This is a genomic window from Nocardiopsis sp. NPDC055879, assembly GCF_053615935.1.
Genome location: NZ_JBSHCT010000008.1, coordinates 118180 through 131202, shown reverse-complemented (window position 1 = coordinate 131202; position 13023 = coordinate 118180). Strand labels below are relative to the sequence as shown.

At 67.0% G+C, this 13023-nt stretch carries 11 protein-coding genes; 9 read left to right on the top strand and 2 right to left on the bottom strand.

Annotated features, from left to right (window positions below; translation table 11 throughout):
* Positions 1–85: 85 nt before the first annotated feature.
* A complete protein-coding gene (gene lexA / locus ACWGKS_RS11455) occupies positions 86–760 on the bottom strand; it encodes a transcriptional repressor LexA (protein WP_358515307.1) in 675 nt (224 codons plus the stop codon).
* 676 nt (positions 761–1436) lie between these two features.
* Between lexA and nrdR the strand changes: the two genes are divergently transcribed.
* The 7 genes from nrdR (at position 1437) to ACWGKS_RS11420 (ending at position 9048) form a co-directional block, all read left to right on the top strand.
* On the top strand, positions 1437–1946 hold the full coding sequence (gene nrdR, locus ACWGKS_RS11450) for a transcriptional regulator NrdR (protein WP_358515295.1): 510 nt from the start codon (positions 1437–1439) through the stop codon (positions 1944–1946).
* A 100-nt stretch (positions 1947–2046) separates the two neighbouring features.
* The gene (locus ACWGKS_RS11445; protein ID WP_452522516.1) at positions 2047–6042 is read left to right on the top strand and encodes a vitamin B12-dependent ribonucleotide reductase; all 3996 of its coding nucleotides are present in this window, start codon (positions 2047–2049) and stop codon (positions 6040–6042) included.
* A 218-nt stretch (positions 6043–6260) separates the two neighbouring features.
* The gene (locus ACWGKS_RS11440) at positions 6261–6587 is read left to right on the top strand and encodes a hypothetical protein (protein ID WP_358514050.1); all 327 of its coding nucleotides are present in this window, start codon (positions 6261–6263) and stop codon (positions 6585–6587) included.
* A gap of 197 nt (positions 6588–6784) precedes the next feature.
* Positions 6785–7003, top strand: coding sequence for a hypothetical protein (locus ACWGKS_RS11435; RefSeq protein WP_358514048.1), 219 nt, complete (start codon positions 6785–6787; stop codon positions 7001–7003).
* A 199-nt stretch (positions 7004–7202) separates the two neighbouring features.
* A complete protein-coding gene (locus tag ACWGKS_RS11430) occupies positions 7203–7325 on the top strand; it encodes a hypothetical protein (RefSeq protein WP_358514046.1) in 123 nt (40 codons plus the stop codon).
* A 21-nt stretch (positions 7326–7346) separates the two neighbouring features.
* A complete protein-coding gene (locus ACWGKS_RS11425; RefSeq protein ID WP_358514044.1) occupies positions 7347–7520 on the top strand; it encodes a helix-turn-helix domain-containing protein in 174 nt (57 codons plus the stop codon).
* 361 nt (positions 7521–7881) lie between these two features.
* On the top strand, positions 7882–9048 hold the full coding sequence (locus ACWGKS_RS11420) for an RNA-guided endonuclease InsQ/TnpB family protein (protein ID WP_358514042.1): 1167 nt from the start codon (positions 7882–7884) through the stop codon (positions 9046–9048).
* Positions 9049–9157: 109 nt separating this feature from the next.
* Here the strand turns inward: ACWGKS_RS11420 and ACWGKS_RS11415 are convergent, their stop codons facing one another.
* Entirely contained in the window at positions 9158–9463 is a 306-nt protein-coding gene (locus tag ACWGKS_RS11415; RefSeq protein WP_358514040.1) for a hypothetical protein, read from the bottom strand.
* A gap of 270 nt (positions 9464–9733) precedes the next feature.
* Between ACWGKS_RS11415 and ACWGKS_RS11410 the strand changes: the two genes are divergently transcribed.
* Positions 9734–11563, top strand: a complete 1830-nt coding sequence (locus ACWGKS_RS11410) for an SPFH domain-containing protein (RefSeq protein WP_358514057.1) — start codon at positions 9734–9736, stop codon at positions 11561–11563.
* Positions 11564–13018, top strand: a complete 1455-nt coding sequence (locus tag ACWGKS_RS11405) for an SPFH domain-containing protein (RefSeq protein ID WP_358514036.1) — start codon at positions 11564–11566, stop codon at positions 13016–13018.
* The last annotated feature ends 5 nt before the right edge of the window (positions 13019–13023 follow it).

The window sequence follows — 13023 nt, the reverse complement described above, 5'->3', positions numbered from 1 at the left end:
CGTATCGGCCGTGCCCTCCCGCACCATCCCGGCCGTGCCCTGGTGGGCGTGGCCGGGGCGGTGCGGTCGTCGTTCCCGGCCAGGGTCAGACGCGGCGCATGACCGTGACGACCTTGCCGAGGATGGTCGCGGCGTCGCCGTTGATGGGCTCGTAGGCGTCGTTGCGGGGCATCAGCCACACGTGGCCGTCGTCCCCGCGACGCAGCACCTTGACGGTGGCCTCGTCGTCCAACATGGCCGCGACGATGTCGCCGTTCTCGGCGGTGGGCTGCTGGCGGACCACCACGAGGTCGCCGTCGGTGATGGCGGCGTCGGTCATGGAGTCGCCGACCACGGTCAGCATGAACAGCCGACCCTCGCCGACCAGCTGACGCGGTAGCGCCAGGACGTCCTCGACCGATTCCTCGGCCAGGATCGGGCCACCGGCGGCGATCCGACCGATCAGCGGCACCGCGGCGGCCCGGGTCGCGTCGGCGGTGAGCTCCTCGGGCTTGATGCTCTGCGCGGTGTCGCGGCCGGGGGCGCGCAGTTCGACCGCGCGCGGCCGGTTCTGGTCCCGGTGCAGGTAGCCCTTGCGCTGGAGCACCTTGAGTTGGTGCGCGACGCTGGAAGGGCTGGAAAGACCGACGGCGTTCCCGATCTCTCGGATGGACGGCGGAAAACCGCGCTCGCGCACATAACGCTGGATGCAGTTGAGAACGCTTTGCTGGCGCGCGGTCAGTTTGGGGGCTTCGGGCACGGCACCGCCCGTGTCACCCACGGGCGAAAGAACGGTGGTGTTTCCGGGGTCGACGACCTCGGTGTTGTCCTCCGGCACGGCCGGGCCTCCTCGGCGTTCGGTTCGGTCAGGGCCTGTTCGGGTGGCCGGTGACGGGTCCGTCGTCTCACGAGTGGGCGAGACGGCGAAACCGGTGGGAAATCAAGGTCAAGATTAGTCGTTGCACACGGTGATATCAAACAAGCGTTCGAGCGGCCGAGGACGGCGACTTCGCCTTTTCGGCGGGCCTTTCCGATGACCCTCGGTTAAGTATGTACACGCGTTCCCTCGCCGCTGTCCGTCGAATGCCGAAAACGGCTTTCCCGGTGCTTCGCCCGAGGCGGCCCCGGAGCGTGTCCCCGGAGGTCGCGTGGATGCCGGAAAGCCCGCCGGGCAAGGGATTCCTCACCTGTGGAACGCGCGCCGAACGGGGTCCCCCCGGGTGCGGTCCCCTTATCCTTGGAAGCGACCCCCCGACGTATTCGAGACCTCCTCCCCGGTGGAGGCGGGTCCTGAGCCCCCACTTGAGGAACACGCCTAGGGGCGGGTTGCGACCCGTGCCCCCGGGGTCTAGGTTCGACCACAACATCTGGTGTTACCAATGGGGTATGTGCCTAGAAGTTGTGGTTAGGTAGACTCAAGGGTTGTGGTTCGGGTATAGGGAAGCAGGTGAACCAGGATGCATTGTCCGTTCTGCCGTCATCCGGACACCAGGGTGATCGACAGCAGGTCCACCGACGACGGTTCCGCGATCAGGCGACGCCGCTCCTGCCCGGTCTGTGAGCGACGCTTCACCACACAGGAGACCGTCCTGCTCATGGTCGCCAAGCGCTCCGGGGTCACCGAGCCCTTCAGCCGGAGCAAGATCATCGCCGGGGTGCGCCGGGCCTGCCAGGGGCGGCCCGTCTCCGAGGACGCCCTCGCCAAACTCGGCCAACAGGTCGAGGAGGAGATCCGAGGCCGTGGCGTGGCGGAGGTGCCGGCCAACGAGATCGGACTGGCCATCCTCGTCCCGATGCGCGACCTCGACGAAGTCGCCTACCTGCACTTCGCCAGCGTCTATCGGGGCTTCGAGAGCCTGGCGGACTTCGAAGCGGAGATCGCCAGCCTGCGGACCGATCGTGAGGACGGGACGGAGAAGGACCAGGACTCCGATCCGGCCATGCCCACGGCCGACACCGCCTCATAGCGGGCCCGGGCGTTCACCGAAACCGCCCGAGACCGCAGCGACGGCAAGAACCCGCGCGGTCATAGCCGGTCCGCGCACAGCAGACACTTCGGGGAGCGTCATGACGGAGACCAGCAGCGGTTCGACGAGTCGCAAGGGGAAGAAGGGGCCCAAGGGGCTGAAGATCAAGCGCGTCTTCACCACCGAGGGCGTCCATCCCTACGACACCCTCGACTGGGAGCGTCGCGACGTCGTCATGACCAACTGGCGTGACGGCAGCGTCAACTTCGAGCAGCGCGGCGTGGAGTTCCCCACCACCTGGTCGATGAACGCCACCCAGATCGTGGCGAGCAAGTACTTCCGCGGCGCGCTCGGCGCTCCCGAACGCGAGTGGAGCCTCAAGCAGCTCATCGACCGCGTCGTCGGCGTCTACACCGAGACCGGACTCAAGAGCGGCTACTTCGCCTCGGACGAGGACGCCGAGATCTTCGACCACGAGCTCAAGCACGCCCTCGCCAACCAGTACTTCAGCTTCAACTCCCCGGTGTGGTTCAACGTCGGGACCACCTCCTCCCAGCAGGTCTCAGCGTGTTTCATCTTGTCGGTCGACGACACGATGGAGTCGATCCTCGACTGGTACAAGGAGGAGGGGATCATCTTCAAGGGCGGCTCCGGCGCGGGTGTGAACCTGTCCCGCATCCGCTCCAGCAAGGAGCTCCTCTCCTCCGGTGGCACCGCCTCCGGACCGGTCTCCTTCATGCGCGGTGCCGACGCCTCGGCCGGAACCATCAAATCCGGCGGCGCGACCCGTCGGGCCGCCAAGATGGTCGTGCTGGACGTCGACCACCCCGACATCGAGGAGTTCGTCGAGACCAAGGCGCGCGAGGAGCACAAGATCCGTGCCCTGCGCGACGCCGGGTTCGACGTGGACCTGGGCGGCGACGACATGTTCAGCGTCCAGTACCAGAACGCCAACAACTCGGTGCGGGTCTCCGACGCCTTCATGCGCGCCGTGGAGTCCGGTTCCGAGTTCGGGCTGACCTCCCGCACCACCGGCGAGGTCGTCGCCACGGTCGACGCCAAGGACCTGTTCCACCGCATGGCCCGCGCGGCCTGGGAGTGCGCCGACCCCGGCATCCAGTACGACGGCACCATCCAGGACTGGCACACCAACCCCGAGACCGGACGGATCAGCGCGAGCAACCCGTGTTTCCCCGCTGATCAGAAGGTGCTGACCGACCGAGGACACGTCCCCATCGGCGACCTTGTCCGGAGGGCGGCACAGGGTGAGACCTTCGCCGTCTACACGAACGACGTCACGGCGGAGGCGAATCCTCGGGACGCGGTGGTAGCCATCGTCCCCACGCAGTACATGGTCACTGGCACCAACGAGGTCCTCGAACTCCGGTTCTCGGATGGTTCCGTCTTGCGTTGCACCCCGGGGCACCGGGTGTGGACGCGTAATCGCGGCTGGGCGCACGCCGAGGAATTGACGGAGCAGGACCGGATTGTTCGTTCCTTCCAGTACGCTCCTCGGTCGAATCCGATCCAGGAGATCCCGGAAGACGCCCTCGAAGCGGCTCGGAAGGCCGCGAGCCGAACCGGTGTTCGGGAGCTGAACCTGCCGACCAAGTGGGACGAGGACCCGGACCTGGCTCACTACCTGGGGTGGTTGGTCGGCGACGGTTCGATCGATGACGCCAAAGTCGTCACCATCTACGGGACGGCTGAGGAACAAACCGAAATCCTGCCTCGACACCAGGCCCTGATCGAACGTCTCACAGGGCATCGGAGTAAGCCGAGTGCCCAACCCAACGGTACGCAACAGCTCAGGGTCACTCGGAGGGCGATGGTCGCGTTCGTCCGAGCTCTCGGAATGGGTGCGCACGCCGCCGACAAGACAGTGCCGCCCGTGATGTTCGAGGTCTCCGAAGAGACCGTGTTGGGTTTCCTCCAAGGGTTGTTCGACGCGGACGGATGCGCCGTGGATCAGAAGGTGAACGGCACTCGCTACGTCGGTCTGGGCAGCCGCTCCGAAAGGTTGCTCCAGGACGTACAGGAGCTTTTGGCGCCGTTCGAAATCGCGAGCCGTGTCTACCAGGTCTCCCAGGCGAAGAGGGATACGTTCACCTACACGCGCAAGGATGGCACGACCGTCACCTATGGTAGCGAGGGGCCGTTCTACGACCTGCGCATCTCTTCCGCTTCCATGCGGGACTACGCCGCCCTGATCGGTTTTTCTCTGGATAGCAAGACCGCGAAGCTCGGCAGCGCACTCGACCATCGCCGGACCTACAACACGCAGACGACGATCCGCCTGGTCTCACGCGAGTCCCGAGGGTTCGAGACGACCTACAACCTCACCGAGCCGCGTAACCACTCCTATATCGTCGGTGGCACTGTCGTGGCCAACTGTTCCGAGTATTTGTCCCTGGACGACTCCTCATGCAACCTCGCGTCGATCAACCTGCTGAAGTTCCTGCGCGAGGACGACTCCTTCGACGTGGAGGGCTTCACCGGGCTCACCGAACTGGTCATCACGGCGATGGACATCTCCATCACCTTCGCCGACTTCCCCACGGAGAAGATCGGTGAGACCACCCGCGCCTACCGTCAGCTGGGCATCGGCTACGCCAACCTGGGCGCGCTGCTCATGGCGACCGGGCACGCCTACGACTCCGACGGTGGTCGCGCGGTGGCCGCGGCGATCACCTCGCTGATGACCGGCGCGGCCTACCGCCGTAGCGCCGAGATGGCCGGTGTGGTGGGCGCCTACGACGGCTACAAGCGCAACGAGCAGGCCCACAAGCGGGTCATGCGCAAGCACGCCGCCGCCAATGACGACCTGCGCACCGTGGGCGCCCTCGAAGAGCCCATCCACACCGCGGCGACCGCCCAGTGGGCCGAGTGCCTCAAGCTCGGCGAGCGCAACGGCTGGCGCAACGCCCAGGCCTCGTTGCTCGCGCCCACCGGAACCATCAGTTTCATGATGGATTGTGACACCACGGGCATCGAGCCGGACTTCTCGCTGGTCAAGTACAAGAAGCTGGTCGGCGGCGGTTCCATGCGGATCGTCAACCAGGCGATCCCGAGGGCGCTGAGGAACCTGGGCTACCAGGCGGAGCAGAGCGAGGCGATCGTCGAGTTCGTCGCCGAGAACGGCCACGTCGTGGACGCGCCCTCGCTGCGCCCCGAGCACTACGAGGTGTTCGACTGCGCCATGGGTCACCGCTACATCGAGCCCATGGGCCACGTGCGCATGATGGCCTCGGTGCAGCCGTTCCTGTCCGGTGCCATCTCCAAGACGGTGAACGTGCCCGAGGGGGCCACGGTCGCCGACTTCGAGCACATCTACTACGAGGGTTGGCGGTCGGGCCTCAAGGCTCTCGCGGTGTACCGCGACAACTGTAAGGTCGGCCAGCCGCTGTCCACCGGCAAGAGCGAGGAGAAGACCGCGCCGGAGAAGGCCGAGGTGACCGAGACGCCCCGACCGGTGCGCCGTCGCCTGCCCAAGAAGCGGCCCAGCGAGACCACCTCGTTCTCCGTGGGTGGCGCCGAGGGCTACATCACCGCCGGCTCCTACCCGGACGACGGACTCGGTGAGGTCTTCCTCAAGCTCGGCAAGCAGGGTTCGACCCTGGCCGGGGTGATGGACGCCTTCTCCATCGCGATCTCCATCGCCCTGCAGTACGGGGTCCCGTTGGAGACCTACGTGGAGAAGTTCACCAACATGCGCTTCGACCCGGCCGGCATGACCGACGACCCGGACATCCGTATGGCGCAGTCGGTGGTGGACTACATCTTCCGCCGCCTGGCCCTGGATCACCTGCCCTACGAGGAGCGGGCCGCCCTGGGCGTGCTGTCGGCCTCCGAGCGCGAGGCGCAGCTGAACGGGGAGGACCCGACGCAGGTCGCCACCCAGGTGGAGTCCTACGCCCAGTCCGCCGCGCCGTCCAACCTGGCCGAGGAGCGATCCGAGACCCCGGCGGCCCCGCGTCCGGTAGGGGAGGGGTTCATGGCCGACGCCCCGCTGTGCATCACCTGTGGGACGAAGATGCGCCCCTCGGGCAGCTGCTACGCCTGTGAGGGCTGCGGTGCCACCAGCGGCTGCAGCTGATCCAACGCGCATGGAGGGGGAGACGGTCCGACCGTCTCCCCCTTTCGCGTTCGTGGAAGAACAGACGTCGGTGGTGTGGTCTCCCGTTCACCGGGCAGGAACTTACCACCGGCGGTAGCATCGCTCGTATGGGAGTCGAACTGATGGAAACTGGACGCGATACTCCGGAGGATGAGCCTCGGAGGCTTGTTTCGCAGGCATTGGACACTGTGAGAGCAGTGCGGAAACTCTCGCCGTCGGAACGCGCCGCCCTCGTCGCGGCGGTTCATGGGCTCGGCAAGTCGGCGCCCGAACTCTCCGATGACACCGCCGAGCCGAGTGAGCGCGCACGCAAGATCAGCGTCTCCATGCCGGAGAACCTCAGCACGGCGGTCCGGCGACGGGTGGGTCGGGGAGAGTTCAGTCGATATGTCTCCGAAGCGGTCGCGAGTCGCCTGGAAGCCGATCTCCTGGCGGAGCTGATCGAACTACTCGAAGAGGAGCACGGCGAGGTACCGGAAGACCTGGTGACGGAGGCGGAGGCGGCGTGGCCGGACGCCGAGTGACGGGAAACGGAACGCTGGTCCTCCACAGCGAAGGGTTGTCCAAGATCGCCATGGGCGACAAGAGGGCCCGCGGTCACTTGGAGGTGGCACAACGTAGGGGCGCACGTGTGGTCACCAGCGCCATTACCCTCACGGAGGTCCTGCGGGGAGGCCCACGGGATGCGTCTGTGCACCAGGTCCTCTCAAGGATCGAGGTGATGCCGGTCTCCCCCGAGGTGGGGAGGGAGTCGGGAGAACTCCTCGGCGCAACGGGCCTGACCGGCCACCGCTGCGCGATCGACTCGGTCGTGGCGGTCACGGCGTTGCGGCAACCACGTCCGGTGGTGCTGCTGACCAGTGATCCGCAGGACCTGGAGACACTGGTCGAGGAGCCCGAACGCCCTCGCGGCGAGCGGGTGGTGGTCGTTCGCGTCTGACCGTGGGGCGGGCGGGCCGGTCCATACCTATGGTTGTCGGTGCGGGACCCGGGGTAACCCTTCGGCACGCACCGCAGCGGAAGGTGGTCCCCCCATGTTGATTTTCCACCGAGCCCTCCACATGCTCTGGCACCCCCGCACCGCTACCGCGTACCGGGGGCTGTGCCGAGGAAGGGCTGAAGGAGATCGTGTGTGAGGGATGTCGGGCACCCGCAAGTCTCGCCTACCGGCCCGGTGGACGCACGGCTGCTTCGTGGCCACTGTCGGAGTGCCCTGTTGGGAGCTCATCGAGCGTGACCTGGGGGACCAGGAGAACCGCTGAGCGGGAAGGGGGTGTTCCACGGTGTTGTCGGGCCGTCGTTATCGGCTTGCGCTGACCGATGAGCAGACTGCGATGTGTACCGAGTTCGGTGACCTGTGTCGGGCGGTGTGGAACACCGCTTTGGACCAGCGCCGCCAGTACGTGGACCGCCACACCCGCGGCCGACAAGGTGGGTTCTGCGGCTACCACCTGTAAGCCGGACAGCTCGCCGAGGCCAAGGCCGAAGAGCCCTGGCTCAAGGCCGCCCCCTCGCATGTGCTCCAGCGGACGTTGAAGGACCTGGACCGGGCCTGCGCCGAGAAGGGCACCTTCAAGGTGCGGTGGCGGGCCAAGTACCGGTGAAGGCCCTCGTTCCGCTTTCCCGCCGGGAACCTCATCGTCGTGGAGAAGCTGAACCGCAAGTGGTCACCTGATTTTTGGGTGTGGAAGCCCGGTCCTTCAGGGCCGGGAGGAAACACCCCGCACACCCTTCCCGGCCATCGAAGACCGGAAAAAGGCGGAGAAGTTCTCTGATCCGGCCCCATGGCCGGGCCGGGGGTGGTTAGCGTATTGGACCATGAAGCTGGTGGTGCGGGTCAAGCTGCTGCCTTCGCCAGAACAGGCGCAGGTGCTTGAGACGACCCTGCACGCCTGTAACACGGCGGCCGACCACGCCTCCCGCATCGCTCAGGCCACCGGAGCGACGAACAAGTACGCCCTGCAAAGGGCCGTCTACCACGAGCTGAAAACCAGGTTCGGTCTATCGGCGCAGCCCACGGTGCGGGTGCTGGGCAAGGTCGCGGACGCCTACACCACCCGGCAGGTGAACCTGAAAGCCGGGAACCTGGGCCGGAAGGGTTCCGCGAGGCGGACACGGATCGAGTCCACCCCGATCTGTTTCCGCACTAATGCGGCCCAACCCTTCGATGATCGGTGTCTGTCCTGGCAGATGGACGCGCGCACCGTCTCGATCTGGACCGTGGGCGGGCGGATGAAGAACCTGGGTTTTGTCACCTCCCCCGAACAGCTCAAACTCCTGGCCGAGTATCGCCAGGGTGAGAGCGATCTGCTCCGCCAGGACGGGCAGTGGTATCTGTCCGCTACCTGTGAGGTGCCCGAACGGGTGGAGAACCCGGATCCTGCCGGGTTCGTGGGGGTGGATCTGGGGATCGTGGAGATCGCCACCACCTCCACCGGGGACCGCTCCGCCGGACGCCACCTGAACCGATACCGGCGCCGGCAGAACCGTCTCCGCGCCAAACTCCAGGCCAAGAACACCAAGAGCGCCAAACGCGTCTTGAAGCGCCTGCGCCGCCGGGAGGCACGCCGGGCGCGGGATATGAACCATCGGATTTCCAAACGCATCGTGGAGCGGGCCGAACGCACCGATCACGGCATCGTCCTTGAAGACCTTCGGGGCATCCGTGGCCGGGTACGGCAGGCCAAACAACAACGCGCCGCGTTGCATTCATGGAGTTTCGCCCAACTGCGGAACTTCATCGCCTATAAGGCCCGCAGGATGGGGGTGCCGGTCCTGATCGTGGATCCGGCCTACACCTCCCAGACCTGCTCGGAGTGCGACCACACCAGCAGACGCAACCGGCCCTCACGGAACCGGTTCGTGTGCCGTCAGTGCGGTGTGGTGCTGCACGCCGATGTGAACGCTGCACGCAACCTCGCCCACCGAGGCCAGGTGGCGTGGGCTGCGGGGCGCCGGTCAACCGCCCCCACACCCTCCACATAGGAGGTGTGTCGGACGCGGGAGGTCGGATCCATCCACCAGGTGGGCGCCTACCCGCAAGCCCGTGGCTTCAGCCATGGGTAGTTGACGGAGAGTAGGTCGCCGTCGATCGTCAGCCCTCGGCGCGGTCGTTCGCCGCCACCGCGACGGCGGCGGTCGCCGCGGTCACGCTCAGCACGGCCGGCCAGGCACCGATCTTCTTGGCCAGCGGGTGGGAGAGGCCGAAGGCCCCCACGTACACTCCGGTGAGCGCGACGGCGGTGCCCGGTCCGGAGCGGCGGCGCCAGGTCTCGAAGGCCGCGGCGCCGAACACGGCCAGGACGGCTCCGCCGAGGGGGCGGTTGCCGGTGGCGCGGGCCACCGAGTAACCACCGATCAGTCCGGCGGTGGTCAGGGCGGCGCTGGGCACTGCGGTCATCGTGGTCCTCTTTCGTAGGGTGGTCCGTTACTCCCCGACGTTAGCCCTCGCCCGGAGGTGGCCGTTCGGCGGCACGCCCGTAATGACCAGGTGGAGGGCTCATCACGCTCTGGCCACGGGCACTGTGTTTCGGTTGTGGGTCGTGGCACCCTTGTGTTCTGTCCACTATCCCTTCCCTGTGCGCGAAACCCGCTCCCAACTGGAACCAAGGCGGCGTACGCCGCGTCGAAGGCGTTAGTTCCCTCAAGTTCCAGAATGGAGTACTTGCCTATGTCGTTCGCGCAGACAGTGCGCGGTGCGGCCGGTGCGGTGGCCCAAGGGGCGGATCCGCGTCAGGCCGTCTCCGACGCGGCCCAACAAGCGATGGGCCAGGGGTCAGGTCAGGGCGACCGGGGTTCCGGGCAGGGCTCGGAGGACGGGCTCGACCCCCGTGACTTCGTGGCCGCGCGCGAACAGGGCGCTTCCGTCGACACCCGCATCGAGCAGAAGACCACCTCGCTGAACACGGCGGGCGAGGCCCTCAACCGCAGCTACTACGAGCGGGGCCGCAGCGGTCCCGTCCACGTCATCTGCCCCATGGTGATCCCTCGCGGACGCACCTTCGTCACGATGCTGCCCGCCATCATCCTGGTGATCCTCGGTGTGGTCGGCACGGTCGTGTTCGTGGTGCCCGGCGCGGTGATGACCGACGCCAACCCGCTCCTGCACCCGTTCTTCGGCCTCCACTACTGGCTGGTCACCATCGCGATCAGCGCGTTCATGTGGTGGCGTCAGGGCATGGTGATGGTGCCCGAGGGCTGCCAGGCCATCGTCACCCGCTTCGGGAAGATGGAGAACCTCTTCCAGCCGGGTCGCGTCACCCTGTTCAACCCGTGGAAGCGCGTCTCCTACATCGTCAACACCAGGCGTGAGTACCCGTTCAACGCGCCCATCCGCTCCGCGCCCACCAAGAGCGGCGTCCAGGCCTCCATCGACCTGTTCGTGCAGTTCAAGATCGAGAACGCGGTCGACTTCGTCTACACCCTGGGTGGGGTCCCGGGTTTCCAGGAGAAGCTCAACAACGCGATCTCCGAGACCACTCGAAGCCTCATCTACGAGCAGGAGGCCTCGGCGATCTACGACATGGTCGGCGAGAGCACCCAGGGGCTCCTCGACTCCCTGAACCGTCAGTTCAGCGGCATCGTCGTTCTCACCAGCGCCAACATCACCCACGCCGAGCCCTCCAACCAGGAGTACCGGATGGACCTGGCGGCGCCGGAGATGGTGCGGGTGGCCAAGGACGCCTACACCTTCGAGTACGAGCTGCAGCTGCGCAAGGAGCAGAACGAGGGTGACCTGAACAAGGAGCTCGCCACCCTCAACGAGACGCTGTCGGCGATCCAGGCCGACATCGCCCAGTACCAGGCGCAGATGGACACCGCCTTGGAGCGCGAGACCAACCGGGCCCGTTCCCTGGCCCACCAGCGTTTCGTGGAGGCCGAATCCGAGGCCAACGCCAACGCCGCCCTCCTGCAGGCCCAGGCCCTGGACATCCGCGCGGTGTCGGCTGCCGAGGCTCCGGAGATCCTCAACTACCGTTTCCGGGAGAACCTGCTGGACAAGCTGGAGTCGGTCGCCGACAGCCTGCCCCAGGTCCTGCGCATCGGTTCCGGGGACGCCGCGAGCGTCGACTACCTGCGCATCGCCCAGGAGATCATCGGTCAGGCCGACACGGCCCTGTTCTCCGCCGAGGACATGGCGGAGATCCGGGGGCGTCTGGGTGACATCCGCGGGCGTATCGCCCAGCGTCAGCAGGAGATCGACGAGATCGTCGAGGACGAGTCCGGTGAGCGTCGGGGACACGGCGCCGAGGACCCGGGTGAGGACCTTGTCGAGGAGATCCGTCAGTCGGTGAGCGAGGACGCGATCGGTGATCGTCTGTCCGAGACGAACACCGAGGAGGCTGCGCCCGAGACCGCGGAGCCCCAGGCTCCGGTCGACGCTCCGCCGCCCTCCGGTACGCCCTACCACCAGTCCCCGCCGCCCCAGCAGACGCGGCACCCGCAGGACCCGCCGTTGCCCCCGTGGTCGCAGGGCGGTCAGAACCCGGGAGGTCAGTAGATGAGTGAGTCCTTCAACCCCGGTGGCGGCTCCAACATCAAGGAGTCCCTCGCCTCATGGAGCGACCTCGCCGGCCTGCTGCGCGGTGGCGACCAGGGCGCGATCGTCCCGGTCGTCATCCCCCGCGACAACCGTGGTCTGCGCTGGATGGTCCTGGTGTGGTTCGGTCTGTTCGCGCTGCTGTCGGCGCTGGTCATGACCATCCACGCGGTGGCGGGTGGTATCGGCGGCGGCATCTACGGCGCGCTGGCCGTACCCACCCTCCTGGTCGGTGTGCTCAGCATCGCGGCCGCGATCCTGTGGTGGTGGCGTGGATCGATCGTCGAGATCGAGGAGGGCACCACCGGCATCCTCACCAAGTACGGCGCCTTCGCGAAGAACATCGGCCCCGGCCGCCACTACCTGTGGCACCCGTGGGCGCGCGTGGACTTCGTGGTGGACACCCGGACCGAGATTCCCTACACGGCTCCGGTCCTGGCCTGCCCCACCAGGGAGAACGTGCCGCTGAAGTCGATCGAGTTCTTCCTGAAGTTCCGCATCGACGAGCCGTACGCGTTCGTCACCACCATCGGCGCGAGCAACTTCGACCTGGTGTTGTCCAGCGCGGTGCAGGACGCCATCCGTCAGCGCAGCCGGCTGGTCAACACCGAGTCCGCCTATGACCTGCGCGGTTCCAACGTGGAGGACATGCGTCGCCTGCTCAACGAGCAGCTGCGCAAGTACGGCGTGGTCATCACCGGTTGCAACATCCCGGACGTGCAGCTGCCCAGCCAGTACCAGCAGCACCTGGCCACCCGGGAGCGGGTCGCCAAGGAACTGGTCGCCTACGAGCAGGAGTGGGAGCTCACGCGTAAGCGTCGGATCGACACCCTGCTCATGGACATCGAGCGGTCCAAGAAGACCCGTGACGCCAAGATCGTCGAGGTCAACGCCTCCCTCAACAAGGCGCGCAAGGACGTGGCGCAGATGCTGGAGGAGCAGGAGACCGAGGCCCAGCGGGTGCGGTACGAGATCGAGACGCGTGGTCGCGCGGACCTGGTGGCGGCCGAGAACGAGGCCAAGGCGCAGGAGCGTCTGGCCACCGCCTACCGGGACAACCGGGCGGTGCTGGAGTACGAGCTGGCCCGTCGTCGCCTGGACGTGGGCGCGGTCCTGGCCGAGCGGGCCCCACGTCCGGTCGTGGTGCAGACCGAGGCCGGCTCGGGGGATTCCTCGACGTTGTCGACGCTGCTCACCGCCCAGCTGTTGCCGCAGGTGATGGGCGGCGGTCAGGGTCGGCGGCCGGCGGTCTCGGGCGGTGCCCAGGACGCGTTGGACTCGGCTCAGGGCGCGGTGGCCGCGGCGGCCGCCCGCCAGCAGCAGATGTCGGAGGAGTACCAGCAACAGCAGGACACCGCGATGCGTCAGCAGTTCGAGCGCGGTGAGGGGTACGGCAAGCAGGGGCGTCGCCGCTGATCGGT

Bases quoted from the DNA above. Each gene is read 5' to 3' on its own strand.
- nrdR (WP_358515295.1), top strand. From the start codon at position 1,437: ATGCATTGTCCGTTCTGCCGTCATCCGGACACCAGGGTGATCGACAGC.
- ACWGKS_RS11445 (WP_452522516.1), top strand. From the start codon at position 2,047: ATGACGGAGACCAGCAGCGGTTCGACGAGTCGCAAGGGGAAGAAGGGG.
- ACWGKS_RS11435 (WP_358514048.1), top strand. From the start codon at position 6,785: ATGCCGGTCTCCCCCGAGGTGGGGAGGGAGTCGGGAGAACTCCTCGGC.
- ACWGKS_RS11430 (WP_358514046.1), top strand. From the start codon at position 7,203: ATGTCGGGCACCCGCAAGTCTCGCCTACCGGCCCGGTGGACGCACGGC.
- ACWGKS_RS11420 (WP_358514042.1), top strand. From the start codon at position 7,882: ATGAAGCTGGTGGTGCGGGTCAAGCTGCTGCCTTCGCCAGAACAGGCG.
- ACWGKS_RS11415 (WP_358514040.1), bottom strand. From the start codon at position 9,463: ATGACCGCAGTGCCCAGCGCCGCCCTGACCACCGCCGGACTGATCGGT.
- ACWGKS_RS11410 (WP_358514057.1), top strand. From the start codon at position 9,734: ATGTCGTTCGCGCAGACAGTGCGCGGTGCGGCCGGTGCGGTGGCCCAA.
- ACWGKS_RS11405 (WP_358514036.1), top strand. From the start codon at position 11,564: ATGAGTGAGTCCTTCAACCCCGGTGGCGGCTCCAACATCAAGGAGTCC.